Annotated in this window: 22 protein-coding genes and 1 tRNA gene; 5 read left to right on the top strand and 18 right to left on the bottom strand. The window is 73.4% G+C overall.

The genetic code is table 11. The annotated features are described in order from the left end of the window. The first annotated feature begins 207 nt into the window (after positions 1 to 207). The gene (locus ACFVGO_RS33925; protein WP_359899730.1) at positions 208 to 810 is read left to right on the top strand and encodes a TetR/AcrR family transcriptional regulator; all 603 of its coding nucleotides are present in this window, start codon (positions 208 to 210) and stop codon (positions 808 to 810) included. A 45-nt stretch (positions 811 to 855) separates the two neighbouring features. Here ACFVGO_RS33925 and ACFVGO_RS33930 read toward each other — a convergent pair whose 3' ends face one another. Further along, on the bottom strand, positions 856 to 1653 hold the full coding sequence (locus ACFVGO_RS33930) for a methyltransferase domain-containing protein (RefSeq protein ID WP_380635963.1): 798 nt from the start codon (positions 1651 to 1653) through the stop codon (positions 856 to 858). 111 nt (positions 1654 to 1764) lie between these two features. On the opposite strand from ACFVGO_RS33930, the gene ACFVGO_RS33935 reads away from it, so the two are divergent. Further along, entirely contained in the window at positions 1765 to 2262 is a 498-nt protein-coding gene (locus ACFVGO_RS33935) for a MarR family winged helix-turn-helix transcriptional regulator (protein ID WP_049660288.1), read from the top strand. A gap of 75 nt (positions 2263 to 2337) precedes the next feature. Here the strand turns inward: ACFVGO_RS33935 and ACFVGO_RS33940 are convergent, their stop codons facing one another. The 5 genes from ACFVGO_RS33940 to ACFVGO_RS33960 all read right to left on the bottom strand — a co-directional run bounded on the left by ACFVGO_RS33940 (position 2338) and on the right by ACFVGO_RS33960 (position 6524). Beyond that, the gene (locus ACFVGO_RS33940) at positions 2338 to 3333 is read right to left on the bottom strand and encodes a LuxR C-terminal-related transcriptional regulator (protein WP_380635993.1); all 996 of its coding nucleotides are present in this window, start codon (positions 3331 to 3333) and stop codon (positions 2338 to 2340) included. Positions 3334 to 3829: 496 nt separating this feature from the next. Then, on the bottom strand, positions 3830 to 4807 hold the full coding sequence (galE, locus tag ACFVGO_RS33945) for a UDP-glucose 4-epimerase GalE (RefSeq protein WP_380635965.1): 978 nt from the start codon (positions 4805 to 4807) through the stop codon (positions 3830 to 3832). 141 nt (positions 4808 to 4948) lie between these two features. After that, positions 4949 to 5617 carry a response regulator transcription factor gene (locus ACFVGO_RS33950; protein WP_359899735.1) on the bottom strand — a complete coding sequence of 223 codons (669 nt, stop codon included), beginning with the start codon at positions 5615 to 5617 and terminating at the stop codon, positions 4949 to 4951. 170 nt (positions 5618 to 5787) lie between these two features. Then, a tRNA-Thr gene (locus tag ACFVGO_RS33955) sits at positions 5788 to 5863 on the bottom strand. A 172-nt stretch (positions 5864 to 6035) separates the two neighbouring features. Continuing rightward, positions 6036 to 6524 (bottom strand): winged helix-turn-helix transcriptional regulator, encoded by a 489-nt coding sequence (locus ACFVGO_RS33960; protein ID WP_380635968.1) that lies wholly within the window; start codon positions 6522 to 6524, stop codon positions 6036 to 6038. Between the two features lie 182 nt (positions 6525 to 6706). Here ACFVGO_RS33960 and ACFVGO_RS33965 point away from each other — a divergent pair, with 182 nt between their 5' ends. After that, positions 6707 to 7303, top strand: coding sequence for a flavodoxin family protein (locus ACFVGO_RS33965; protein ID WP_359899739.1), 597 nt, complete (start codon positions 6707 to 6709; stop codon positions 7301 to 7303). Between the two features lie 31 nt (positions 7304 to 7334). On the opposite strand, the gene ACFVGO_RS33970 is transcribed toward ACFVGO_RS33965, so the two are convergent. From ACFVGO_RS33970 to ACFVGO_RS33990, 5 genes are all read right to left on the bottom strand, one after another. Further along, the gene (locus ACFVGO_RS33970) at positions 7335 to 8705 is read right to left on the bottom strand and encodes an MFS transporter (RefSeq protein ID WP_380635970.1); all 1371 of its coding nucleotides are present in this window, start codon (positions 8703 to 8705) and stop codon (positions 7335 to 7337) included. 147 nt (positions 8706 to 8852) lie between these two features. Further along, positions 8853 to 10247 (bottom strand): S8 family serine peptidase, encoded by a 1395-nt coding sequence (locus ACFVGO_RS33975; protein WP_380635972.1) that lies wholly within the window; start codon positions 10245 to 10247, stop codon positions 8853 to 8855. A 97-nt stretch (positions 10248 to 10344) separates the two neighbouring features. Then, complete coding sequence (locus ACFVGO_RS33980) at positions 10345 to 11967, bottom strand: WXG100 family type VII secretion target (RefSeq protein WP_380635974.1); 1623 nt, start codon at positions 11965 to 11967, stop codon at positions 10345 to 10347. A 70-nt stretch (positions 11968 to 12037) separates the two neighbouring features. Beyond that, positions 12038 to 12520, bottom strand: coding sequence for a hypothetical protein (locus ACFVGO_RS33985; protein ID WP_380354720.1), 483 nt, complete (start codon positions 12518 to 12520; stop codon positions 12038 to 12040). Positions 12521 to 12533: 13 nt separating this feature from the next. Next, complete coding sequence (locus ACFVGO_RS33990) at positions 12534 to 12779, bottom strand: hypothetical protein (RefSeq protein ID WP_380635976.1); 246 nt, start codon at positions 12777 to 12779, stop codon at positions 12534 to 12536. A gap of 307 nt (positions 12780 to 13086) precedes the next feature. Between ACFVGO_RS33990 and ACFVGO_RS33995 the strand changes: the two genes are divergently transcribed. Then, positions 13087 to 15105 (top strand): FUSC family protein, encoded by a 2019-nt coding sequence (locus ACFVGO_RS33995; protein ID WP_380635978.1) that lies wholly within the window; start codon positions 13087 to 13089, stop codon positions 15103 to 15105. A gap of 57 nt (positions 15106 to 15162) precedes the next feature. Here the strand turns inward: ACFVGO_RS33995 and ACFVGO_RS34000 are convergent, their stop codons facing one another. From ACFVGO_RS34000 to rsmI, 7 genes are all read right to left on the bottom strand, one after another. Then, positions 15163 to 17037, bottom strand: a complete 1875-nt coding sequence (locus ACFVGO_RS34000) for an ABC-F family ATP-binding cassette domain-containing protein (RefSeq protein ID WP_380635980.1) — start codon at positions 17035 to 17037, stop codon at positions 15163 to 15165. 120 nt (positions 17038 to 17157) lie between these two features. Then, positions 17158 to 18075 (bottom strand): 4-(cytidine 5'-diphospho)-2-C-methyl-D-erythritol kinase, encoded by a 918-nt coding sequence (locus tag ACFVGO_RS34005; protein ID WP_359899754.1) that lies wholly within the window; start codon positions 18073 to 18075, stop codon positions 17158 to 17160. After that, entirely contained in the window at positions 18072 to 18953 is an 882-nt protein-coding gene (gene rsmA, locus ACFVGO_RS34010; RefSeq protein WP_359899756.1) for a 16S rRNA (adenine(1518)-N(6)/adenine(1519)-N(6))-dimethyltransferase RsmA, read from the bottom strand. The genes ACFVGO_RS34005 and rsmA overlap by 4 nt, the downstream gene beginning before the upstream one ends. 69 nt (positions 18954 to 19022) lie before the next feature. Then, complete coding sequence (locus ACFVGO_RS34015; protein ID WP_359899758.1) at positions 19023 to 19901, bottom strand: TatD family hydrolase; 879 nt, start codon at positions 19899 to 19901, stop codon at positions 19023 to 19025. A 1-nt stretch (position 19902) separates the two neighbouring features. Then, complete coding sequence (gene metG / locus ACFVGO_RS34020; RefSeq protein ID WP_359899760.1) at positions 19903 to 21525, bottom strand: methionine--tRNA ligase; 1623 nt, start codon at positions 21523 to 21525, stop codon at positions 19903 to 19905. A gap of 84 nt (positions 21526 to 21609) precedes the next feature. After that, positions 21610 to 22035 carry a hypothetical protein gene (locus ACFVGO_RS34025; protein ID WP_359899761.1) on the bottom strand — a complete coding sequence of 142 codons (426 nt, stop codon included), beginning with the start codon at positions 22033 to 22035 and terminating at the stop codon, positions 21610 to 21612. A 235-nt stretch (positions 22036 to 22270) separates the two neighbouring features. Then, complete coding sequence (rsmI, locus tag ACFVGO_RS34030; protein WP_359899763.1) at positions 22271 to 23140, bottom strand: 16S rRNA (cytidine(1402)-2'-O)-methyltransferase; 870 nt, start codon at positions 23138 to 23140, stop codon at positions 22271 to 22273. Between the two features lie 97 nt (positions 23141 to 23237). Here rsmI and ACFVGO_RS34035 point away from each other — a divergent pair, with 97 nt between their 5' ends. Continuing rightward, entirely contained in the window at positions 23238 to 25046 is a 1809-nt protein-coding gene (locus ACFVGO_RS34035) for a dolichyl-phosphate-mannose--protein mannosyltransferase (protein WP_380354737.1), read from the top strand. The last annotated feature ends 69 nt before the right edge of the window (positions 25047 to 25115 follow it).

Here is a 25115-nt window from a genome sequence, read left to right on the forward strand (position 1 = left end):
GGGTATGGGGGGGGGGGGGGGGGGAGGGGAAAAGGAGCGAAGAGAGACGAAGGAACAAGGGCGCGCGAGGGGGCTATTCCGCCGAGGGGCACTCCCCTCTTCCCGCGGGCCGCTGCACCGGCGGCCGGCACCGGCGACGGGGGTCCGGACCGGGGCGCCGGCGGCGGCTCGACCGCGGCCCCGCGCCGCCGCGGCGGCCGGGTCAGGATGACCGGCAAGCAGCGGCGCGAGCAGCTGCTGGAGATCGGCCGGACGGTCTTCGCCGAACGCGGCTACGACGGCACCTCGGTGGAGGAGATCGCCGAGCGCGCCGGGGTGTCCAAGCCCGTGGTGTACGAGCACTTCGGCGGCAAGGAGGGGCTGTACGCGGTGGTCGTCGACCGCGAGATGCAGCTGCTGCTGGACATGGTGACCGGGGCCCTGACCGGCGGGCACTCGCGCGAGCTGCTGGAGCAGGCGGCCTTCGCGCTGATGGACTACATCGACACCTCGACGGACGGCTTCCGGATCCTGGTCCGGGACTCCCCGGTCGCCCAGTCGACCGGCACCTTCGCCTCGCTGATCAGCGACATCGCCACGCAGGTCGAGGACATCCTGGGCCTGGAGTTCAAGTCCCGCGGCTTCGACGCCCGGCTGGCCCCGATGTACTCGCAGATGCTGGTCGGGATGGTCGCGCTGACCGGGCAGTGGTGGCTGGAGGTCCGCAAGCCGGACAAGGCGACGGTGGCGGCGCACCTGGTGAACCTCGCCTGGCACGGGCTGGAGGGCCTGGAGCGGCACCCGAGGCTGGTCGGCGAGCGCACGGCCTGACCGGCCGGGGCCGGAACGCCCCGGCCCGGCCACGGCCCGCCCGGCTCAGCCCGACCGCCCGGTCCCCACGGCGAAGATCCGCCGGAACGGGAACACCGTCCCGTGCGGCCCGGCCGGATAGGCCTCGCGCAGCAGCCGCCCGTACTCGGCGAGGAAGGCCGCCCGGTCCGCCGGGTCGGCGAGCCGGGTGAGGACCGGGCGCAGCGCGGTGCCCTTGACCCATTCCAGGACCGGGTCCGGCCCCGGCAGAAGGGTCAGGTAGGTGGTCTCCCAGACGTCCGGGCGGCAGCCGGCGGCGGCCAGGGCGTCGAGGTAGCGCTCGGGCGGATGGACGCCGGCCCGTACGGCCTCCTCGCCGAGCGCGTCCCGCCAGCGGGCGCTGCGGCCCAGGTCGGCGAGCAGGGTGTGGCTGGGGGCGTCGAAGTTGCCGGGCACCTGGAAGGCGAGCACCCCGCCGGGTTCGAGGGCGTCCGCCCAGCGCGGCAGCAGCGCCAGGTGTCCGTCCACCCACTGGAGGGTGGCGTTGGAGACGATCAGGTCGGGCCCGGCCGGGGCCGGGTCGTAGTCGCGGGCGTCGGCGAGCAGGTACTCGGCGTCGGGCTCGCCCTCACTGCGGGCGGCGGCCAGCATCGGGGCGGAGTTGTCGACGCCGGTGAGGCGGGCCCGCGGCCAGCGCTCGCGCAGCACGGCGGTGGAGTTGCCGGGGCCGCATCCGATGTCCAGGATCACCTCGGCACCGGGGTGCGGTAGGGCGGGGACGCGGGCGAGCAGGTCGCGCAGCGGGCGGGTGCGTTCGTCGGCGAAGCGCAGGTACTGCGCCGGGTCCCAGACGGGGGTGGTCACGGTTCACCTCGCAGGTATCTCGACATCAAGATATCTCGCGTTAGCCTCACTGGCACATTTCTCGATGTCAAGAGACTTCACATCGACACATCCACCGATACACTGATCGTCATGGAGGACGAGGTCGACAGGCTGGTCGCAGCGTGGCGCCGGGAGCGCCCCGACCTCGACGTGGAGCCGCTGGAGGTGCTCAGCCGGGTCAGCCGGCTCGCCCGGCACCTGGACCGCGCCCGCCGCACCGCCTTCGCCGAGCACGGCCTGGAGCCCTGGGAGTTCGACGTCCTGACCGCCCTTCGGCGGGCCGGCTCCCCCTACCAGCTCTCCCCCGGCCAACTGCTCACCCAGACCCTGGTCACCTCCGGCACCATGACCAACCGGATCGACCGGCTCACCGGCAAGGGCCTGGTCAAGCGCCTGCCCGACCCGGACGACCGGCGCGGCGTACTGGTCCGGCTCACCGACGACGGCCGCGACCGCGCCGACCAGGCGCTCGCCGGACTGCTCGCGCACGAGCGCGAACTGCTCGCCCAGCTCACCTCCGGCCAGCAGACCGAACTCGCCGCGCTGCTGCGGGTGCTGGTCGCCCCGTTCGACAACATCCCGGGCTGACGACGGCTCCCGCCTCCCGACCTGTGGGCCCGCCTCGCGGGTCCCGGCCCGTGGGGCCGCCTCGCGGGTCCCGGCTCAGGACCGTTCGACGGTGCCGACCACCGAGGGCGGCGCGGGCACGGCCGGCTCGGCCGGACTGACCCCGGCCCGGCGGGCCACCGCGACGGCCGCCAGCGTGGAGTGCACCCCGAGCTTGCCCAGCACGTTCTGCATGTGCGTCCGGACGGTGTGCGGCGACAGGTAGAGCCGCTCCGCGACGGCCTGCCGGCCGAGGCCCGCGACCATGCAGCGCAGGATCTGCTTCTCCCGCGGGGTCAGGGTGTCCACCAGCCGCTCGCTCTCGGTGCGGTCCCGCCGGGCGGTGGTGAGCTCGCGGATCACCCCGGTGAGCAGCGCGGGCGGCAGGTGCGTCTCGTCCCGCAGCACCCCCCGGACCACCGCGAGCAGCCGGGCCAGCGAACTCTCCTTCGCCACCCAGCCGGTGGCGCCCGCGTGCAGGGCGCGGGCGGCGCGGTGCGGGTCGTCGGCGGTGGCCAGGACGATCGCGCGCAGTCCGGGATGGGCGCGGCGGAGGCGGGCCAGCAGGGTGATGCCGTCGGGCGGCTGGGCGGAGGGTCTGAGCTGGTCGCCCCGCAGCGGGTCCACCGCGGACCGGGCGACCGGCGGCAGGCCGCCCGACAGCGGAACCGGCGGCCCCGGCGGTACGGCCGCCCGGCGCGGCTGCGGCACGGGCGGGGCGGCACGACCGCGCCGGGCCTCGTCGCCGTGCTCCGCGGCGGGCCGGCGGCGGGCGTGCGCTCCGACTCCCGATACCCCCGGTGCTCCCGGCGCTCCCAGTACTCCCGACGCACCGTGCGGACCGGGGCCTCCGTACGGACCGGCGGCACCGTACGGACCGGAGCCTCCGTACGGACCGGCCGCTCCGGGCCCGCCGGGTAATCCGGCCGGGCCCGCTGTTCCGATCGGCCCGGCCGCACCGGCGGCGGCGCCGGCACCCGAAGCCTCGACGCCGAGGTCGGCGTCGATCAGTGCCACGTCGTAGGCCCGGCCCTCGCCGGCCGCACGTTCCAAGGCCCGCTCGGCGGCGGCCGCGCTGCCCGCCGCCCCCACCTCCACGTCCGGCTCGGCGGCCAGTGCCGCGGCCAGCGCCTCGGCGAAGATCCGATGGTCGTCGACCACCAGGACGCGAATCCGCCCCATAGTCCCTCCCCCTGCTCAGACCGCCCGAGCCCGGGGACGGGGACCGGCCCGGCATCCGCGTTCCGGACCCGCCGTTCCGCCCGCCCACCGGTGGCCGGTGAGGCCGAACGGTCGCCGGCCCCCACCGGTACCGCACTCAGCCTACGGGGCGGGAAACGCGCTCGTGGCGATTCGGTGAAGTTTCGTCAGAAGATGCGTGAGTGACCGGACTTGGACCACCCGATGGCCGTTCCGGGCGCCGCCCCCGGAGGCTCCGGGAGGCCCGGGAGACCCCGGGAGCAGCGGCCCGCGGCGGCCGGTCCGGCCGTCGCCCGCCGGCCGTTGCTCACCGGCCGTCACTCACCGACCGCCGCTCACCGGCCGTCACTCACCCGCCGTTCTTCGCCAGGGTGAACTTCCAGGCGTCGGCGACGATCTCGTCCAGGTTCGGGCGGCGCGGGGTCCAGCCCAGCGCCTCGTGGGCACGGGCGGCCGAGGCCACCAGCACCGCCGGGTCACCGGCCCGGCGGCCCTCGACCCGCACCGGGATCTCCCGGCCGGTGACGCGCTGGACCGACTCGATCACCTCGTGCACCGAGAAGCCGCTGCCGTTGCCCAGGTTGCAGATCAGGTGCTCGCCCGGCTCGGCCGCGTCCAGCGCCAGCAGGTGCGCCTCGGCCAGGTCTGCGACGTGGATGTAGTCGCGGATGCAGGTGCCGTCCGGGGTCGGGTAGTCGTCGCCGTACACCGCGATGTGCGGACGCTGCCCCAGGGCGGCCTGGAAGACCAGCGGGATCAGATGCGACTCGGGGTCGTGCCGCTCACCGAAGGCGACACCGGACGAACTGCCGTACGCACCGGCCACGTTGAAGTACCGCAGCGAGACGGCGGCCAGGCCGTGGGCGACGGCCTCACCGGTGATCAGGTGGTCCACGGCGAGCTTGGTGGCGCCGTAGGTGTTGGTCGGCGCGGTGCGGGCGGTCTCGGCGATCGGCACGGCCTCCGGCTCGCCGTAGGTGGCGGCGGTGGAGGAGAACACCAGCTTGCGCACACCCGACGCGCGCATCGCGCTGATCAGCTCCAGCGAGCCGGCCACGTTGTTGCGCCAGTACTTCTCCGGGTCCGCGACCGACTCGCCGACCTGCGAGGAGGCGGCGAAGTGCAGCACGCCGTCGAAGGAGCCGTCCAGCACCTTGCCGGCCTCCTGGATCCGGCCCTCGACGAACTCGGCACCGGCCGGGACACCCTCGCGGAAACCGGTGGAGAGGTCGTCCAGGACGGTCACTTGGTGACCCGCCTCCAGCAGGTGGGCGGCGACCACACTGCCGACGTAGCCGGCGCCACCCGTGACCAGGTACTTACTCATGTTGCGACCTCCAGCGAACGACGGTCCGCCCGTTCGGGCGGAAGCCATCGACGGAATGCGTACGACTGGGGTCATTCTCCCAATGCCACCGGGGTGCTCCGCGCCACACGGGCGACTGCTTCCAGCCTTCTCACCAAGTCCTCAGCCGCCGGCCATCCGCTCCAGCAGGCCGGTGCGCGCCGCCACCGCGGCCGCCTCCAGGCGGGTCCGCGCACCGAGCTTCATCAGCACCCGCTGGACGTGCGTCCGGGCGGTGCTCGCGGCGATCCGCATCCCGGAGGCGATCGCCGCGGTGTCCTCGCCGTCCGCGATCCGGGCCAGCACCTGCACCTCACGGCGGGTCAGCAGCCGCAGCAGCCGGACGGCCTCGTCGTCCGGCTCGACCGCCGGGCGCAGCAGTTGGTCGAAGGCCCCGCGCAGGATGTCCACCGCGACCGCGGCCTCGCCCGCGCGCGCCCGCCCGATGGCCCGCTCGACCACCTCGATCCGCTCGTCACTGGGCACGTACCCGGCCGCACCGGCCGCGAACGCCCCTGCCACTCCGCGCAGTTCACCCACCGGACCGAGCACGATCACGGCCACCTCGGGCCGCTCCCGGCGGATCCGGCGCAACCCGTCGAAGGCCCCCGACTCCCCCGGCGCGGCCACCCCCAGCAGACAGACCTCGGGCCGCCGTCCGACCACCAGATCGGCGGCGACGCCGGCCGGGGAACCGACCGCGAGCACCCGGTGGCCGCGCAGTTGAAGTGCGGTGGCCAGCGCCTCGGCCAGCAGCCGGTGGTCGTCCACCACCACGAGTCGAACACCCATGACGCCCTCCAGGTCGGGGTCCGGCTCGCGCCCGCACCCCTCGGGCGGGCGGCCGATGACGCACCATCACAGCGCATTCCGTACCCGACCCGCTAGGCCGGGGCGCATCGGCGGTACGGAACCGGCCGGAGAACGCGAAAGACCCCCGCCGCCAGGCGAGGGTCTTTCAGTGGAGCCCCCATGCGGAATCGAACCGCAGACCTTCTCCTTACCATGGAGACGCTCTACCGACTGAGCTATAGGGGCTTGCTCGCTTGTCCGGGTGTTTCTCCCGGCCGCTCGAACAAGGAAGACATTACACGGCTCCGGGCCGGGAAGGGAAATCGGCCTCCGCCCGGAGCGCTCCGCCGGTCCGGCCCTCGCCATCGGCCGATCCGACCCCACGGCGCGGGGCGGTCCTGCCCTCGCCGCGGCCGGCTCAGTCCTCGCCGTGGGCCGCGTCGAACTCCTCGCGGGCCACCACCATCCGCCCGGCGCGGTGCTCCGCCCACCGGCCGACCGGCGCGAGCAGCTCGGCCAGTTCACGGCCGAGCGGCAGCAGGTCGTAGACCACCCGCGGCGGCGTCTCCGGGAAGACCGTACGGAGCACCAGTCCGCTGCGCTCCAGGTTGCGCAGGGACTGGGTGAGCATCTTGCGGCTGACCCCGCCGACCCCGCGCTGGAGTTCGGAGAAGCGCTGCGGCCCGCAGCCGAGGAGGCTCATCAGGATCAGCATCGACCACTTGTCGGCCAGCTCCGCGAACACGTCGCGGCTGGGACAGAGCCGGGCGAACACGTCGTACTCCTGCCCGCCCTGCTCGTCCTGCTCGTCCGGCTCGTCCCGACCTTCCTGCCCGTTCCGCTCGTCCTGCTCGTCCCGCTCCGCGGGGTGGCCGGGCCGGACCCGGGCCGCTTCCTCCGTCGTCATGCCTCCAGGGTAGTCCCGAGGTCTCCAATCCACCCTTGGTAACCAATAGAGACCTGGTCTATATTGGAGACCAGCCGAGGCCGGGGCTGCGGACCACCTCGGTGCGCCCGGCCCCGCCCTGCCCCGTCCCGTCCCGTTCCCACGCTGGCCGCCGGCCCGCGCCCGTCCCCCTGGAGTGCCGCATGACCGCCGTCCGTCCGACCGTCGCCCTCGCCTACCACTCCGGCTACGGCCACACCGCCGTGATCGCCGAGGCCGTCGCCCGCGGCGCCGCCGCCGCAGGTGCCGAGGTCGTCCCGATCGCCGTCGACACCATCACCGAGGAGCAGTGGGCGCAGCTGGACGCCGCCGACGCGATCGTCTTCGGCTCCCCCACCTACATGGGCACCGCCTCCGGCGCCTTCCACGTCTTCGCCGAGGCCACCAGCAAGCGCTGGTTCACCGACGCCTGGAAGGACAAGGTCGCGGCCGGCTTCACCAACTCCGCCTCCAAGAGCGGCGACAAGGCGGGCACCCTCGCCTTCTTCCAGACCCTCGCCGCCCAACACGGCATGAGCTGGGTCAACCTCGGCCTCAAGCCCGGCTGGAACGCCACCACCGCCTCCGAGAACGACCTCAACCGGCTCGGCTTCTTCAACGGCGCCGCCGCCTCCTCCCCGTCCGACGCCGGCCCGGAGGCCGTCCACAAGGCCGACATCGCCACCGCCGAGCACCTCGGTGAGCGCGTCGCCCGGCACACCGCCGTCGTGCTGGCCGGCCGCGCCGCCCTGGCCGGCTGAGCACCGGGCTACCGCGTCCGCCCACGGGCGACTACGCCGCCGGGTCCGCCCCCAACCGGGGCGCCCGGCGGCGTTCGCCGTCCGCGGACCCGTCCACCAGGCCATCCACCGAACCGCCCACCGACCCGAGCTCCGCACCGGTGTTCTCCGGCAGCATCCGCAGACACCCCAGGGCCAGCACACCCAGCACCGCCAGGTACCAGCCCACCGGCTGCGCCGTCCCGTACGCCCCGGTCAGCCGGGTGGCCACCAGCGGCGTCGTCGCCCCGCCGACCACCCCGCCCAGGTTGTACGTCAACGCCGCGCCCGTGTAGCGCACCCGGGTCGGGAACAGCTCCGGCAGGAACGCCGCCAACGGCCCGAACATGGCGCCCAGCACCACCATCGCCCCCGCCAGCGCCACGAACATCAGCGGCCGGCTCACCGTCTCCAGCAGCGGGAACAGCACCAGCGACCAGACCGCGGCCAGGCCCGTCGCCCACCGCAGCGTCCGCCGCCGCCCCCACCGGTCACTGCACGAGGCACTCAGCCACACCGTCGCGGCCATGCCCGCCGCGCCCACCAGCAGCATCGACAGCACCAGCGTGCTCGCCACCCCGAGCCCGGTGGTCGCGTACGCCAGGGCGTACGTCGTGGTCAGGTAGAACAGCGCGTACCCCACCGTGATCGCCCCACCGCCCGCCAACACCGGGCGCCAGTGCTCGCGCAGCACCTCCAGCACCGGCAGCCGCTCCCGCCGCACCCCCGTCCGGAACAGCGGCGACTCCTCGACCCGCAGCCGGACGAACAACCCCACCGCGACCATGACGAACGAGGCCAGGAACGGCACCCGCCAACCCCACGCGCGGAACTCCCCCTCGTCCAGGACGAGTTGCAACGCCAGGAACACCCCGTTCGCCAGCACGAACCCGATCGTCGGCCCCAGCTGCAGGAACCCCCCGTACCGCCCCCGCCGCCCGGCCGGCGCGTTCTCCGCGATCAACAGCGCCGCCCCGCCCCACTCCCCGCCCAAGCCGACGCCCTGACACACCCGCAGCACCACCAGCACCGCCGGCGCCCACCACCCCCACACCCCGAACCCCGGCAACAGCCCCACCCCCGCCGTCGCCAGCCCCATCAGCAGCAACGACACCACCAACGTCGCCCGCCGCCCCACCCGGTCCCCGAAGTGCCCGAACACCACCGCCCCCACCGGCCGGGCCAAGAACGCCACCGCGTACACCGAGAACGCCGCCAGCAACGCCCCCACCGTGCCCAGCCCGGGAAAGAACACCGGCCCGAACACCAACGCGGCCGCCGTCCCGTAAAGGAAGAAGTCGTAGAACTCGATCGCCGTCCCGATCAGCGCCGCAGCCGCCGCCCGCCGCACCTGCCCGACCCGCCCAGCATCCTCCGCATCCATACCACCACCCTCACCACCCCCGCCACACCCCACCATCCGCCACCCGAGTGACCCCGGCGCACCCCACCGCCCCCGCGCCCCCACCACGCGCGAAGGGCGCCAGGCTTCCCTGGCGCCCTTCGCGCACGGCCCTGCTCACGCAGGCGACTACCTCGCGTACGGATTGTCCTCCGGCGGCACCGGCGGCTGGTACGACGATGGAACCGGAGGCATCGCCCCCAACGGCTGCTGCGACGGCACCGGCGGCACCTGGGCCGGCTCGGGCTGCGTGGCCGGCTTCCGACGCCGCATCACCACGAACACCACGCCCGCCACCAGCATCAACCCGACCGCCGCACCCCCCACGATCGGCAGCGTGCTGCTCGAACCCGACGACTTCCCCGCCTCCGGCTGCGTCGACGGTGCACCAGCGGCGACATCGGTCGGACTCTCCAGCGGAACCGGCACCGCCGACGCAGGAGCAGACGCACTGACCGAGGGTGCAGGGGCTGGCGTCGGCGCAACCGAGCCGACCGGAAGCGGCGACACGTTGGCAGGACCGGGGTCCCCCGGATCCGTCAATGCAACACGCGGGCGCACCGCACCGTAGCCGATGAGGTCATTGCGACCAGCCCCGTCATTCGCCTTTCCCGCGGTGTTGATGAGCACCCGCAGGACCTGGTTTCCCGTCCAGTCCGGATGCGCCGCCCACACCAATGCCGCCGATGCCGACACCACGGCAGTCGAGTCCGACGTGCCGTGGCTCTTGCAGTAGCCCGTGGACGATGTGCAGGCCGCAATCATGTCCACTCCAGGCGCTACGAGTGCGACCTGCGGGCCCCGCTCGGACTCCGCCGTGACAGTGCCGTTCCGGTCCGATGCTCCGACGCCGATCACCCCGGGGAGCGCGCCGGGATACTCGACCGGATTCCCCTTCTCGGCCTCGTTCCCGACGGCAGCGAATACCAGGACTCCCTTTTCCCTGGCCGCCGCGATGATCCCGTTGAATTTCGCCACATCCGCCGGGAAAGCCGTTACCGCGTCAATCCCTTGCGAAATGTTGACAACCTTGGCGCCCTGCTCGACAGCATAATTGACGGCCTGACCGATCTGGCCGAGGAAGTCGGTCGAAACGACCGATCCGACCTTACCGGTGTTGATCTTCAACGGAAGCACCTTGACACCTGGCGCAAGCCCCTGTGCGCCGGTCCCTCCGTTTCCCCTGCCCGTCCCGGCGATGAAGCTGGAGATAGCCGTGCCGTGGCCGTCCGCGAACGAACCCACACCGCCAGGACTTCCGCTGAAATCCTGGCCCGGCAGGAACTGTCCCTCCAGGTCCGGATGATCGAACTTGAACCCACTGTCGATCACCGCGACTGTGATTCCCTGGCCCTTCGAGACCTTCCACATCTCCGGGGCGTGCATGGCCTCCAGATGCCACTGCTGCTGCCGGATCGTGTCCTCGGCAACCGCGGGCGCTGCGACCGGGCCGACCACGATTCCCGCCGCCAGAAGTGCCGCAGCACCAGCCCGCCAACGCCCTCGCGCGTTCGTCCGCCCCATCACAACTCCTCGTCAATCTCTCCGTCGACCGGGAAGCGTGCCCCGAACAAGCCTGCCCGGCCACTGGGGATGCCCAGTGGCCGGGCAGTTTGCCGTCCTACTCAATCACGTCCGGGTTGCTGTGCGGCGTACCGCTCGTCCAGGTCTCCTCGTCCTCGTGCAGGTAGTCGGCCCGCTTGCGGCGGTCGCGCTCGTTCCGGCTGCCGTGGCCCGAGGACCCGGGGGCCATCATGCCGTTCTGCCTGGACTGCGCACCGCCCTCGGCAGCGCCCGCCGCGCGGTTGCGCAGGCCGGTACCGCCGGGCGTGAACTCCCCGCCCGCGCTCGGCCCCTTGCGACCGCCGACCGTCCCGCCGGTGGTCGAGGACAGGCCCCGGCCACGCGAACCGCCGCCGGCCCCGACCGCGCCGCCGTGGGCACCGCCCATGCCGGGGTGCATGCCGCCCGCACCGCCGGGCCCACCGACCCGGCCGCCGCCCGGACCCGCCTCGCGGGCGCCGAAGACCGTCCCGCTGGGCAGTCCCGGAGTACCGCTCCTCCCCTGCCCCGGGCCGCCGCCGAACGGGGTCGTCCGCGGCTGGATCTGGCCGCCGCCCTTGCCGGGGACGTACCCGCTGCCGCCGCCCTTGGTCGGGACGGTGCCGCCGCCCGGTCCGCCCGGGAAGCCCGTGATCGGGCCGCCGCCGCCGGGAACGCCGGGCCCGTTGTTCGGGCCGCCCGTCCCGTTCGGGTAGCCGGGGAGGGTGGTCGGCCCGTCCGTGGGCAGCTGGCCGCCGCCCGGACCGTACGGGCCGGTCTGGGTCGGGAGGGTCGGCAGGGTGGGCACGCTGTTGAGATCGGTGCCCGGACGGTTGACCGGGTCGGACGGGTAGGACGGCGGGATCGAGGTCCCCGGGTCCTGCGGCGCGGGCGGCACCTGACCGCCGCCGTGCGGCGGGGGCGGGGTGTTGCCCGGGTTGCCCGGGCCGGGGCCGCCCGAACCCGGGTCACGGGGCTGGACCGTGCCACCCCCGTAGCCGCCATCGGACGGGCTGGAACCGCCACTGACACTTCCGCCACCCGAACGCGGGCTGCGCACACGGCCGCCAGAACCGGCCGAGCCACCACTACCACCCGAGACAGTTGACGAATCGTCCTTGGCGGTGCCAGCGCCAGGCGTTCCCGGCAGCACCACGTCCGTGGGAATCCCGTTCAGCGTCGTCGTCGCCGCGCTGTAGGCCTGTGCCAGCTTCTCCATCTGGAGAACGGCTTCCTGGTGCTCCTTCTCGACCTTCGCCTTGGCCAGGCTGAACTCCGTCCCCGTCACCCACTTGGGGTCGACCGTCTTCATGTAGGCATCGACGGACTGACCGACGGCGAGTTGGGGCACCTTCACCAGGTTCGACTGGCTGTTGTACTTGTTGACCGCCTGGATCTCCGTCTTCGGAGGCTCCGGCACGGCGACCTTGGCGGTACTGAGCGCCTCGCCGGCCTGGTGCATCGCGTCGCCGGCAGTCGTGGCGTGGTCGCCGATGATCTGCGCCGACTGCTGCAGGTTGTTCACCCAGGTCTTGAAGTTCTCGGCAGCCGGCCCTTCCCAGGTGACATTTCCGACGTGCGACTTGAGCGCCGTACTCAGTTCCTTCAGCACCCGCCCGGCCGACTGCAGTTGGGTGCCGCGGCTGAGGATCGTCGTCGGATCCGTGCTGTCCACCATCTTGCGCAGGTGGGTGTGTTCCATTCCTTCGAAGTTCGTGCTGCCTGCCACTACTTGCTCCCCGTCTCCCCGTGGGACTCTCCCCGGACCGCCATCAGTACTTGCCGTCGCCCGACCCCGGTGCCGGTGTGGTGGCACCCACGTTCTGCGCGACGGCGTTCTGAGCGGCCGTCGTGTGGTCCTCGTTGGTTCCGTAGATGCTCGCCGTCCGCGAAACCGCTGTCTGCATCGCCTGGATCTGCGACGCGAGGTCCTTGTGCAGCTGTACGAGCTGGGCGTGCACCTTCTCGTAGGCGGCGGTCAGGGCCGTCGCCTCGGCGAACTCCGCGCTCGCGAAGCTCTTGCCCGTCAGCTTCTGCTCCTGGAGCTTGTACGGCGCCGCCGCCGAGCCTTCCATGGCGGCGAGCAGGGCCTCGACCTTGCCGGCGAACGTCGTGAGCGTGTCGAGCTCGACCTGGACGTTCTGCTTGCCGAAGGCCGCCACCAGGTCATTGGCGCTGCCGTTCGTCTGCAGGGTGCTGACGAACGGAGCGAGGTCGACCCCACCCAGAGGCCACGGGAGCTTGTGCTCCAGCATGTACGGCGTCGCGTCACCGGAAGGCGCCGGAGCGTTCGGGTCGGTGCCCGACGCGCTGGGCGCGGGGTTGGACGACGCACTGGGCGCGGGACTCGCCGATGGGTTGGGCGTAGCGCTCGGCGAAGGATTCGCCGACGGACTGGGCGTAGCGCTCGGCGAAGGGTTCGCCGACGGCGTCAGCGTGGGACTGGGTGACGGACTCACCGAAGGAGTCGGCGTCCCCGGACTTGTTGCACCATTGCCTGCCACAGCAGTTCACCTCTCCCCCGTACGGCCCGCCGCGCCCGGGCCTCCCGGGCTTCCGCGTGCCGCAACACACCGTCAACTTCTGGTTCGTACCGTCCTGGTCGGAGCACCGACCGCCCTGTGGACGGTTTTCGCCTCCGTCATGGTAGCCACCACCTCTGTCGGCCCGGCAGGGACCTTGGCCCGCCCGTACGCGATCGGTACGAACTTGACACGTACGAGGCTGCCGCGGCGGCCCTGGGTAGACTGACCCGGTACGCCCCATCTGCCGCGCAATGTCGCACAGCAGCGACCCAAGGCCGCAGAACGGACGTGACCGCGTGAGCTCTTCCGACGTCTCTCCTTCCCCCTGGTGGGCCCGTGCCGCGCGGCCCGCGCGGCCGCCGGTGCCGGTGGCGCTGATGGTGCGGGCGGCGGTGGGCATGGCGGTGCCGTTGACGGTGGGGCTGCTGACGCACCGGCTGGATCTGGGGGTGTTCGCCGGGCTCGGGGCGATGCACGCGACGATGAACGACCGGGTCGAGCCGGGCAGGCTGCGGGCCGCCCGGATCGGGACGGCGGTCCTCGCCTCGGCGCTCGGCATGCTGATCGGCACCGCGCTTCAGCACGCGGACGTGGACGGTCTCGTCCTGGGTGTCGCGCTGACGCTGACCGCCTTCGTCTCCGGCGCGCTGAGCGCGACGGGTCCGCGCGGTTCGGCGGCCGGGATGCTGTTGCTGGTGTCGGCCGCGCTGGGCAGCGGGATGCCGCTGCCGGGGCCGTGGTGGGCGGCGGCGCCGATGCTGCTGGTCGGGGCGGCGTTCGTGGTGCTGCTGGGGCTGCCGGCGGGTGCGCCGAACCGGCCTGCCGCGGATCCGCGCAACCGGGCGCTGGCCGCCGCGTACGAAGCGCTCGGCCGTACGCTCGCCGATCTGGGCGGGCCGCGGGCGGGGGTCTCGCGCCAGGTGCTGACGGCCCGTCTGAACCAGCTCCAGGACCTCCTCGGCACGAACCGGCGGAGCCGACAGAACCGGCGGAGCCAGCGGGCCAGAAGGGACGGCCGGACCGCACAGGACGACCACCGGACCGCGCAGGACCGCCGCGGCCGGATGTACGAGGCCGCCCTCGCCGCCACCGAGGCGGCGACCGGTCTGGTGTGGGCCCGCCGTCCGGTCCCGCCGGAGGTGGCCGAGGTGCCGAACCGGCTGGCGGCCGCCGTGCGGCAGGGCGGCGGCGAGGTCGCCGTACCCGACTGGCGGCCGGACACCCCGTCGCGGCAGGCCCTGGACGTGGCCCTGCGCGCCGCCGCCGACACGGTGGCCGGCCGCGATACCCGGCTCGGTACGGCGCCCGCGCCGCCGCCGGACCCGTGGCGGCTGCGGGCGCGGCTGCTGTCGCGGGGTTCGGTGCGGTACGGGCTGCGCGTCGCGCTGTGCATCGCGGTCGGTTCGGCGGTCACGGCCAACTACCCGCTCAGCAAGAGCTACTGGGTGCCGATGACGATCGCCTTCGTGCTCAAGCCGGATCTCGGGTCGGTGTTCCTGCGCGCGGTGAGCCGTTCGGTCGGCACGGTGCTCGGGGTGGCCGTGACCGCGGCGCTGCTCACGGCCGCCACCGACGAGTGGGCGCTGACCGCGATGGCCGCGGGCTGCGTGGCCCTGCTCCCGTACGCGACGGCGGCGCACTACGGGCTGAACACCGTGGTGATGACGCCGATGGCGCTGGTCCTGCTCCAGCTCGGCGGGCAGAGCGGCGCCGCGGAGTTCTGGCCGCGGGTCCTGGACACCGTGCTGGCCAGCGCGATCGTCCTGCTCTTCGGCTACCTGCTGTGGCCGGAGCGCCCGCGCCATCGGATCGAGCCCAGGCTGGTCGACGCGACGACGGCGCTGCGGGCCTACCTCGACGCCGTGGTCCAGGACGCCACCACCACCGCCACCACCGGCGCCGACCACGGCGGCGACTCCACCGCCCGGAACGGCAACGCCCAGGTGTGGCTGCGCCGCTCGGCCTACCGGTCGCTGGCGGACGCCCGCCGGGAGGTCCAGCAGGGCCTGGCGGAGCCGCCGCCCACCGGCCGGCTGGCCGAGCGGTGGCTGCCGGCCACGGCGGCGCTGGAGCGGCTGGGCGGCGCGGTGGCGGCCTTCGCCGCGCAGATCCGGTACGGCGGCCGGCTGCCGGACCCGGGCGAGGTGGGCCGGGTGCGGCGCGCGCTGGACGAACTGACCGCCGCCGCCCGGGCGCACCGCCCGCCGACGACCCCGGCGGCCCGTCCGACCGCCCCGCACGACCCGGCGCGCAGTGCGCTGGGCCGTGCGGCGGAGGAGCTCGAAACGCTCCTCGGCGGCCACCCCGGCAGGTGATCCGGCGCGGGCCGCCCCGACCGGCAGCCCGACCAGCAGCCCGACCGGCGACCCGCCTCAGACCTGCTCGGCCAGCTCCAGCCAGCCCATCTCCAGCTCCTCCTTCTCCTCCCGGACGGCGCGCAGCTGCGCGTCCAGCTCCGCGACCTTGGAGAAGTCGGCGGCGTGCTCGGCGAGTTGGGAGTGCAGCTTGGACTCCTTCTGGTCCAGCTTGGCGATCTGCCGCTCCAGCTTCTGCATCTCCTTCTTCGCCGCCCGCAGGTCCCCGCCGGACAGCGCGGGGGCACCGCCCTCGGCACCCGGGCCACCTGCGGCACCCGCGCCGGCCGAAGCCGCACCGGCCGCGCCACCCGAGCCCGCACCCGAGCCCGCCGGAGCGGCAGCGGGAGCCGCGGCGGCCATCCTGGCCCGGCGCTCCAGGTACTCGTCCACGCCGTTCGGCAGCATCCGCATCTTCCGGTCGCCGAGCAGCGCGTGGACGGTGTCCGTGGTGCGCTCGATGAAGAAGCGGTCGTGGCTGATGACGATCATCGAGCCGGGCCAGCCGTCGAGCAGGTCCTCCAGCTGGTTGAGCGTCTCGATGTCCAGGTCGTTGGTGGGCTCGTCCAGGAACAGCACGTTGGGCTCGTCCATCAGCAGCCGCAGCAGCTGGAGCCGGCGCCGCTCGCCGCCGGACAGGTCGCCGACCGGCGTCCACTGCTTGTCCTTGCCGAAGCCGAACTGCTCGCACAGCTGGCCGGCGCTCATCTCCCGGCCCTTGCCGAGGTCGACCCGCGAGCGGACCTGCTCGACGGCCTGGAGCACCCGGGTCGCCGGGTCCAGCTCGGCGACCTCCTGCGACAGGTAGGCCAGCCGCACGGTCTTGCCGACCTTGATGACGCCCGACGCCGGCTGGACGTCGCCCTCGGAGGTGTACGCGTCGCGCAGCGCGCGCAGCAGCGAGGTCTTGCCGGCGCCGTTGACGCCGAGCAGGCCGATCCGCTCGCCGGGGCCGAGCTGCCAGGTGATGTTCTCCAGGAGCAGCTTCGGGCCGGCGGTGACGGTCACGCCCTCCAGGTCGAAGACCGTCTTGCCGAGCCGCGCGTTGGCGAACTTCATCAGCTCGGACGTGTCGCGCGGGTCCGGCACGTCCGCGATCAGGGCGTTGGCGGCCTCGATCCGGTAGCGCGGCTTGGAGGTGCGGGCGGGGGCGCCGCGGCGCAGCCAGGCCAGCTCCTTGCGCGCCATGTTCTGGCGCTTCTGCTCCTCGACGGCCTCGATCCGGGAGCGCTCGGCGCGGGCGAAGACGTAGTCGGAGTAGCCGCCCTCGTACTCGTGCACCTCACCGCTCTGGACGTCCCACATGCGGGTGCAGACCTGGTCGAGGAACCACCGGTCGTGGGTGACGCAGACGAGCGCGGAGCGGCGCTTCTGGAGGTGCTCGGCGAGCCAGTTGATGCCCTCGACGTCGAGGTGGTTGGTGGGCTCGTCGAGGACGATCAGGTCGGGCGAGCCGAGCAGCAGCTTGGCGAGCGCGATCCGGCGGCGCTCGCCGCCGGAGAGCGGGCCGATGACGGTGTCCAGGCCGTCGGCGAAGCCGGGCAGGTCGAGGCCGCCGAAGAGGCCCTCGATGATGTCGCGGATGCGGGAGTCGCCGAGCCATTCGTGGTCGGCCCGGTCGGCGATCACCTCGTGCCGGATGGTCGCCGTCGGGTCGAGCGAGTCGTGCTGGGTGAGGACGGCCATCTGGAGGCCGCCGGAGTGGGTGATCCGGCCGCCGTCGGGTTCCTCCAGCTTGGCGAGCATCCGGATCAGGGTGGTCTTGCCGTCGCCGTTGCGGCCGACGACGCCGATCCGGTCGCCCTCGCTGACGCCCAGGCTGACCGCGTCCAGCAGGGCGCGGGTGCCGTAGACCTTCGTGACGGACTCGATGGTGGCGAGGTTGACGGCCACGTGTGCTGCGCTCCTGGGTTCGGCGGTCGCGGGGCGGTCCGCCGCTCAACGGCCGGGTGCCCCTGTCGGGACACCCCGATCTCTCCAGCCTAATGGGCCCGCCGGAGCGCCCTCACCGCGTTAGTCCGCCAGGGAGGCCCCCGGCACCGGTCCGTGGGTGGCGTGGGCGGTCCGGCAGGTGCCGGAGGCCCGCAGCGCCCCGGCCACCGCGGCGGCGGCCTCGGCGTCCTTGACCAGGAAGGCGCAGGTCGGCCCGGAGCCGGAGACCAGGGCCCCGAGCGCGCCCGCCTCGGTGCCGGCGCGCAGGGTGGCGGCGAGTGCGGGGCGCAGCGAGAGCGCGGCGGGCTGGAGGTCGTTGGCGAGCGCGTCGGCCAGGGCGACGGCGTCGCCGTGGGCGAGGGCGGCGAGCAGCGCCGGGTCGGCGTCCGGGGTGGGGACGTCGGTGTCGCTGGAGCCGGTGCCGGCTTCCTCGCGCAGCCGGTCGCACTCGCGGAACACGGCGGGGGTGGACAGGCCGCCCTCGGCGACCGCGAAGACCCAGTGGAAGGTGCCCCCGGTGGTCAGCGGCTCCAGGATCTCGCCCCGGCCGCGGCCGAGCGCGACGCCGCCGAGCAGGGCGAACGGCACGTCGGAGCCGAGTTCGGCGGCCAGTTCCAGCAGCACCGGCAGCGGGGTGTCCAGCTGCCAGAGCGCGTCGCAGGCGACGAGCGCCGCAGCGCCGTCGGCGCTGCCGCCGGCCATGCCGCCGGCCACCGGGATGGCCTTGGCGATGTGCAGGTGCACGCCCGGGTCGGCGATGCCGTGGTGGGCGGCGAGCAGCCGGGCGGCGCGGGCGGCGAGGTTGCTGTCGTCGAGGGGGACGACGGCGGCGTCCGGGCCGGTGCAGCTCAGTGTCACGCCTTCCCCGGCGGTGGCGGTGACCTCGTCCCCGAGGGCGACCGCGAAGAAGACGTTGGCCAGGTCGTGGAAGCCGTCGGCGCGCAGGCCGCCGACCCCCAGCTGGACGTTGACCTTGGCCGGTACCCGTACGGTGATCACACGGCGTCCTTGGCGGGCTTGTGCTCGGCGATCGCGGCGAACTGCTCGACCGTCAGCATCTCGCCGCGCAGCTTGTGGTCGATGCCGGCCGCCGCGAGCGCCTGCTCGGCCCCGGCGGCGGAGCCCGCCCAGCCGGCCAGCGCGGCGCGCAGGGTCTTGCGCCGCTGGGCGAACGCGGCGTCGACGACCGCGAACACCTCCTCGCGGCTGGCGGTGGTCCTCGGCGGCTCGCGGCGGATCAGCGAGACCAGCCCGGAGTCGACGTTGGGGGCGGGCCAGAAGACGTTCCGCCCGATGGCGCCGGCCCGCTTCACGTCGGCGTACCAGTTGGCCTTGACCGACGGGACGCCGTACACCTTGTTGCCCGGCTTGGCGGCGAGCCGGTCGGCGACCTCGCTCTGCACCATCACCAGGGTCCGCTCGATGCTGGGGAAGGTCGCCAGCATGTGCAGCAGGACGGGCACGGCGACGTTGTACGGGAGGTTGGCGACCAGCGCGGTGGGCGCGGGCCCGGGCAGCTCGGTGACCTCCATGGCGTCGCTGAACACCAGGTCGAAGGAGTCCGCCTTGCCCGGCATCCGGGCGGCGACGGTGTCCGGCAGGTGCCGCGCCAGCACCGGGTCGATCTCGACCGCGGTGACGTGCCGCGCCACTTCCAGCAGTGCCAGGGTGAGCGAGCCGAGCCCGGGCCCGACCTCCACCACCGTGTCCTGCTCCGTCACGTCGGCGGCCCGGACGATCCGCCGCACGGTGTTGCCGTCGATGACGAAGTTCTGCCCGCGCTGCTTGGTCGGCTTCACGCCGAAGGCGGCGGCCAGCTCCCGGATGTCGGCGGCGCCCAGAAGGTGGCTGTCAGGGGTGGGGTCGGTGGTGCTCACGCGCCAAGGATACGGGCGCGGGGGCCGCCGTCCGGACGCGCCGATCCGGACGGGGCCCCGGCCTCGGGCTCAGTACCCGAAGGCCCTGGCGGTGTTCGCCGCGACGGCCGTGCACAGCTCGTCCTCGGCCAGGCCCAGGGTGGCGGCCATCGAGCGGACCGTGACCGGGATCAGGTACGGGGCGTTCGGGCGGCCGCGGTAGGGGTGCGGGGTGAGGAAGGGGGCGTCGGTCTCGACCAGGATCCGGTCCAGCGGGGTGGCGAGCAGGGCGTCGCGCAGCGGCTGGTTGGCCTTGAAGGTGACCGGGCCGGCGAAGGAGAGGTACCAGCCGTGCTCGGCGCAGGTCTTGGCCATCCCGGCGTCGCCGGAGTAGCAGTGGAAGACCGTCCGCTCCGGGGCGCCTTCGGCCAGCAGGACGGCGATGACGTCCTCGTGGGCGTCGCGGTCGTGGATGACCAGGGCCTTGCCGTGCCGCTTGGCCATCTCGATGTGGCGGCGGAACGACTCCTTCTGGATCTCCACGCCCTCCGGCCCGGTGCGGAAGTAGTCCAGGCCGGTCTCGCCGACCGCCACCACCTGCGGGAGGGCGGCGAGCCGGTCGATCTCGGCGAGCGCCTCGTCCAGCGCGGCGGCGCCACCGGCCTTCCGCTGCTGCCCGGACCAGCCGTCGGCGTCGCCGAGGAAGATCCGCGGCGCCTCGTTCGGGTGCAGGGCGACGGCCGCGTGCACCTGCTCGTACTGGGCCGCCAGTTCGGCGGCCCAGCGCGAGCCGGGCACGTCGCAGCCCACCTGGACCACCGTGGTGACGCCGACCGAGGCGGCCTTGGCCAGGCCCTCGGCCGGGGTGCCGGACTGCATGTCGAGGTGGGTGTGCGAGTCGGCCACCGCCACGGCCAGGGGTTCCGGCAGCGGCGGCGGGGTCGACCGGGCGTCGTCCTTGGCGGCCATGTCAGGCGGTCGGCTTCTCTTCGAGGCGCGGGAAGAGGATCTCGCCCTTGGTGACGGTGGCGCCGACGGGCAGCCGGCCCCAGTCGGCCGCGGTGGCGACGGTCTGCGCGCCGAGCGCGCCCAGCCCGGCGGCCTCGGCGCCCAGCGAGGCCCACAGCTTCTCGGCGGTGGACGGCATCACCGGGTTGAGCAGCACGGCGGTGGCGCGCAGCGCCTCGGCGGCGGTGTAGAGGATGGTGGCCAGGCGGGCCTGCCCCTCCTCGGACTCGTCCTTGGCGACCTTCCACGGCTCCTGGGTGGTGAGGTAGCCGTTGACCTGCTTGACGAACTCGAAGATCGCCGCGAGGCCGCCGGCGAAGTCCAGCTCCTCGCCGATCTTCAGGTCGGCGGCGGCGACCGCCGCGGTCAGCCCGTCCGCGACGGCCTGCTCGGCGTCACCGGCGGCGGTGGCGGCGGGCAGCACCCCGTCGAAGTACTTGCCGACCATCGCGGCGACCCGGGAGGCCAGGTTGCCGAAGTCGTTGGCCAGCTCGGAGGTGTACCGGGCGGTGAAGTCCTCCCAGGAGAACGAGCCGTCGGTGCCGAACGGGATCGCCCGCAGGAAGTAGTAGCGGTACGCGTCCACGCCGAAGTGCGAGGTCAGGTCGGTGGGCGCGATGCCGGTCAGGTTGGACTTGGACATCTTCTCGCCGCCGACCATCAGCCAGCCGTTGGCGACGACCCGCTTGGGCAGCGGCAGCCCGGCGGCCATCAGCATGGCGGGCCAGATGACGGCGTGGAAGCGGAGGATGTCCTTGCCGACCAGGTGGACCGAGGCGGGCCACAGCTCGGCGAAGCGCTCCGGGTCGCTGCCGTAGCCGGCCGCGGTGATGTAGTTCTGCAGCGCGTCGACCCACACGTACAGGACGTGCTTCTCGTCCCAGGGCAGCGGGACGCCCCAGTCGAAGGTGGAGCGGGAGATCGAGAGGTCCTTGAGGTCCTGCTCGACGAAGCGCAGCACCTCGTTGCGGGCCGAGGCGGGCTGGATGAAGTCCGGGTTCGCCGCGTAGAACTCCAGCAGCCGCGGGCCGTAGGCGGAGAGGCGGAAGAAGTAGTTCTCCTCCTCCAGCCACTCGACCGGCCGCTTGTGCACGGCGCAGAGCTTCTCGTCCGCGGTCGCGCCGTCGAGCAGCTCGGCCGGGAGCTTGAACTCCTCGCAGCCGACGCAGTACGGGCCGGAGTAGCCGCCCTTGTAGATCTCGCCCTTGTCGAACAGGTCCTGGACGAACTCCTGCACCCGGGCGGTGTGCCGCTCCTCGGTGGTGCGGATGAAGTCGTCGTTGGCGATCTCCAGGTGCTCCCAGAGCGGCTTCCAGGCCTCCTCGACCAGCTTGTCGCACCACTGCTGCGGGCTGACGCCGTTCGCCTCGGCGGTCCGCATGATCTTCTGACCGTGCTCGTCGGTGCCGGTCAGGTACCACACCTTCTCGCCGCGCTGGCGGTGCCAGCGGGTGAGGACGTCGCCCGCCACGGTGGTGTACGCGTGGCCCAGGTGCGGGCGATCGTTGACGTAGTAGATCGGGGTGGAAACGTAGTACGCCGGGGCGGTCGCCCCGGTGGTGCTGTGGTCTGCAGTGGCCGCCATGGTCGGAAAGCTTAGTCGGGCGCGCGGACCGCCCTCGACCGAGTTGTTCCCGGCCGGGGGCGGTCCCTCCTCGTCGCCCCGGTGTCAGCCCAGCAGCCGCGACCAGAACCGGGCCCAGCGTCCGCGCGGCCGGACGGGCTCGGCCACCGGGGGCGGCCCGGCCGGCTCGGCGTGCGCCGGGTAGCCGGGGGCGTGCTGCCACTGCTGGTCGGCGGTGGCCACCCGGCCCTCGCGCATGATCCGCACGGTGTGGCCGCCGCACCCCGGGCAGGTCGGCTTGAGCAGCGGGGACGGCACCCGGACGCCGTTGGCGTGGTACTCGAACACGACGTGGCCGTCCTTGCCCACGTGGTGCTCGATGTCGTACGCCTGCTCCCATCCGTACCCGCAGCGCAGGCACGCGAAGGAGTAGGCCTCCCGTACGGTTTCGACGGGAGTGTGCGGCCGGCCGGCCAGACCGGCGGTGCTCAGTGCGTTGCCACTGCGCGGGCTACCGACAACATCGCTCATGGCCGTCTCCCAGCGCCCGCCGGACGCTCGCCCGGCTGGGTCTTTCCCTTCCAGGAAATGCCCGGACATCCCCGGGTGACGCCCCACTTGTGAAGACTTGGATGCCGGTTGGGGAGCCCTATACGAAGGGCCTCCCCGGGACCGAAAACCGCGACCGAAGCTTCAGCTCAGCGGGTGTTTACCGGGGCCTTCCCTCCACGGTACGACTCCCCGTGAGCAACGCAACCCCCGGTATTCACCCCTGTCCCGGGGCTCCTCCCAGGCCTTCCCGCTTCGCCGCCACGACCGCGTCGAAGACCTCCCGCTTGGGCAGCGAGAGCTCCACCGCGACGGCCGCGATGGCCTCCTTGCGGCGCTCCCCGGCCTCCTCGCGGACGGCGACCAGCCGGGCCAGCTCGGCCGGGGTCAGCTCCTGGGGCGCGGCCGGCGGGGCGCCGGCGACCACGACGGTGATCTCGCCCTTGACGCCCTCGGCCGCCCAGGCCGCCAGTTCGCCGATCGGCCCGCGCTTGACCTCCTCGTAGGTCTTGGTGAGCTCGCGGCAGACGGCGGCCGGACGCTCGGGCCCGAACGCCTCGGCCATCGCCGTGAGCGCTTCGGCGATCCGGTGCGGCGCCTCGAAGAAGACCATGGTGCGCGGCTCGGCGGCGATCGTGGCGAGCTGCCGGGCGCGGTCGCCGTTCTTGCGCGGCAGGAATCCCTCGAAGGTGAAGCGGTCCACCGGCAGGCCGGACAGCGCGAGCGCGGTGAGCACCGCCGAGGGCCCGGGCACCGCGGTGACCTTGACGTCGGCGGCGACGGCGGCGGCGACCAGCCGGTAGCCGGGGTCGGAGACCGAGGGCATGCCGGCGTCGGTGACCAGCAGCACCCGGGCGCCGCCGAGCAGCGCCTCGACCAGTTCGGGGGTGCGGCCGACCTCGTTGCCCTCGAAGTAGGAGACCACCCGCCCGGCCGGGGTCACCCCCAGGGCCTGGGTGAGCCGGCGCAGCCGCCGGGTGTCCTCGGCCGCGATCACGTCCGCCGTGGCCAGTTCGTTGACGAGCCGGGGCGGGGCGTCCGAGACGTCGCCGATGGGGGTGCCTGCGAGAACGAGTACTCCTGTCACGGTCCCCATCCTTGCAGCTGTCGCGCGCCCGGGGCTTTTGGTGACGATTCGGTCAGCTTCCGAGGGAGCGGACACGCGTACGAAGAGCGCCCCTACGATGTGGCGGATGAACGGCGACACGGCGGCCCAGACGCCCACTGGTACGGACCACTCCGCGTACGGCGGTGTCGGCCTGCCGTCCCCCCGCTCGCCCCAGGCCGGGCCCGCGCCGCGGTCCGGACCGGCCGGCTGGCGCGAGCGCCTGGCCGGGCACGGCTGGACCGCCCGCGCCGCGGCGACGCTCACCGAGCGCCTGGCGCCGCCGATGCCGGACGGCCCCCGGGTGACGCCCCGGGACGTGCCGCAGTCGCCGCTGCTGCTGCGGATGGGCGTCTCGCTGCCGCAGGGCCTGTGGTTCTTCCTCTGCCGCTGGGCCGGCTGGCTCGGCCCGGTCGCGGTGGCGGTGTTCGCCGGCCTGCTGCGGTTCACGAACCTCGGGCAGCCGCACGCGATCATCTTCGACGAGACGTACTACGCCAAGGACGCGTACGCGCTCTGGCACGGCGGCTACGAGATCAGCTGGCCGGAGGACGCCAACGCCACGATCATGACGCCGGGCGCGGCCGTCCCGTACCGGGCGACGCCCTCGTACGTGGTGCACCCGCCGGTGGGCAAGTGGATCATCGGTGCGGGCGAGCAGCTGTTCGGCATGAACCCCTTCGGGTGGCGGTTCGCGGTGGCCCTGCTCGGCACCCTGTCGGTGCTGATGGTGGCCCGGATCGCCCGCCGGATGTTCCGCTCCACCCTGCTGGGCTGCGTGGCGGGCCTGCTGCTCTCGGTGGACGGCCTGCACCTGGTGCTCAGCCGGGCCGCCCTGCTCGACCTGGTGGTGATGTTCTGGACCCTCGCCGCCTTCGGCTTCCTGCTGCTGGACCGCGACCGCACCCGGGCCCTGCTGGCCCGGAGGCTGGGCGGCGTCGAGGACCCGCGGCTCGCCCAGCGGCTGAACCTGGGCTGGCGCCCGTACCGGATCGCGGCCGGCGTCTGCGTCGGCCTGACCTGCGCCACCAAGTGGAGCGGCCTGTACGTGGCGGCGGCCTTCGGCCTGATGACGGTGCTCTGGGACGTCGGCGCCCGCCGTCTGGCCGGCGCCCCGCGCCCGTTCCTGGCGGTGCTCGCCCGGGACGTGGTGCCGGCCTTCGTCTCGGTCGTCGTGGTGTCGGTCGCGGTCTACATCGCGTCCTGGTGGGGCTGGTTCGCCAGCAGCACCGCCCCCGGCCAGGGCGGCTGGGGCCGGGACTGGGCGGTCGGCCGTTCCACCGACTTCCCGTGGATACCCGGGGCCCTGCGCTCGCTGTGGCACTACCACTCGACGGTCTACGACTTCCACGTCGGCCTGAGCGACCCGCACACCTACCAGTCCAACCCGTGGTCCTGGCTGGTGCTGGGCCGGCCGGTGTCCTTCTTCTACGAGTCCCCCAAGTACGGCCAGGCCGGCTGCACCGCCGCCGACTGCGCCCGCGAGGTGCTGGGCATCGGCACCCCGCTGCTGTGGTGGACGGGCCTCGTGGCGCTGGCCTACTGCCTGTGGCGCTGGGCGGCCCGGCGGGACTGGCGGGCCGGCGCGCTGCTCTGCGGCCTGGCCGCCGGCTACCTGCCCTGGTTCGCCTACCAGCAGCGGACGATCTTCCTCTTCTACGCGGTGGTCTTCGTCCCGTTCCTGGTGCTCGCGGTGACCATGCTGATCGGCGCGCTGATCGGGCCGCCCGGCGCCTCCCGGGACCGCCGGATCATCGGTTCCGCGGCGGCCGGCCTGCTGATCCTGCTGATCCTCTGGAACTTCCTCTTCTTCTTCCCGCTGTTCACCGGGCAGACCATCCCGCTGGAGGACTGGCGCCGCCGGATGTGGTTCAACACCTGGATCTGATCCGCCCCGGGCACACCGGGTTCCCGCGATTCGTCCGTATGCGGTGCACAACACGTACCAGATCCGTCA

The sequence above is a fragment of the Kitasatospora sp. NPDC057738 genome (assembly GCF_042798815.1).
Lineage (GTDB): Bacteria > Actinomycetota > Actinomycetes > Streptomycetales > Streptomycetaceae > Kitasatospora > Kitasatospora lactacystinica.

What these genes read in the sequence shown, in the direction of transcription:
- ACFVGO_RS33965 (WP_359899739.1), top strand. Translation starts at nt 6,707, where the DNA reads ATGACCGCCGTCCGTCCGACCGTCGCCCTCGCCTACCACTCCGGCTAC.
- ACFVGO_RS33980 (WP_380635974.1), bottom strand. Translation starts at nt 11,967, where the DNA reads ATGGAACACACCCACCTGCGCAAGATGGTGGACAGCACGGATCCGACG.
- ACFVGO_RS34025 (WP_359899761.1), bottom strand. Translation starts at nt 22,035, where the DNA reads ATGAGCGATGTTGTCGGTAGCCCGCGCAGTGGCAACGCACTGAGCACC.
- ACFVGO_RS33925 (WP_359899730.1), top strand. Translation starts at nt 208, where the DNA reads ATGACCGGCAAGCAGCGGCGCGAGCAGCTGCTGGAGATCGGCCGGACG.
- ACFVGO_RS33950 (WP_359899735.1), bottom strand. Translation starts at nt 5,617, where the DNA reads ATGGGTGTTCGACTCGTGGTGGTGGACGACCACCGGCTGCTGGCCGAG.
- ACFVGO_RS33985 (WP_380354720.1), bottom strand. Translation starts at nt 12,520, where the DNA reads ATGCTGGAGCACAAGCTCCCGTGGCCTCTGGGTGGGGTCGACCTCGCT.
- ACFVGO_RS34035 (WP_380354737.1), top strand. Translation starts at nt 23,238, where the DNA reads ATGTGGCGGATGAACGGCGACACGGCGGCCCAGACGCCCACTGGTACG.
- ACFVGO_RS33970 (WP_380635970.1), bottom strand. Translation starts at nt 8,705, where the DNA reads ATGGATGCGGAGGATGCTGGGCGGGTCGGGCAGGTGCGGCGGGCGGCG.
- metG (WP_359899760.1), bottom strand. Translation starts at nt 21,525, where the DNA reads ATGGCGGCCACTGCAGACCACAGCACCACCGGGGCGACCGCCCCGGCG.
- ACFVGO_RS33975 (WP_380635972.1), bottom strand. Translation starts at nt 10,247, where the DNA reads ATGGGGCGGACGAACGCGCGAGGGCGTTGGCGGGCTGGTGCTGCGGCA.
- ACFVGO_RS33935 (WP_049660288.1), top strand. Translation starts at nt 1,765, where the DNA reads ATGGAGGACGAGGTCGACAGGCTGGTCGCAGCGTGGCGCCGGGAGCGC.
- ACFVGO_RS34015 (WP_359899758.1), bottom strand. Translation starts at nt 19,901, where the DNA reads ATGGCCGCCAAGGACGACGCCCGGTCGACCCCGCCGCCGCTGCCGGAA.
- galE (WP_380635965.1), bottom strand. Translation starts at nt 4,807, where the DNA reads ATGAGTAAGTACCTGGTCACGGGTGGCGCCGGCTACGTCGGCAGTGTG.
- ACFVGO_RS33960 (WP_380635968.1), bottom strand. Translation starts at nt 6,524, where the DNA reads ATGACGACGGAGGAAGCGGCCCGGGTCCGGCCCGGCCACCCCGCGGAG.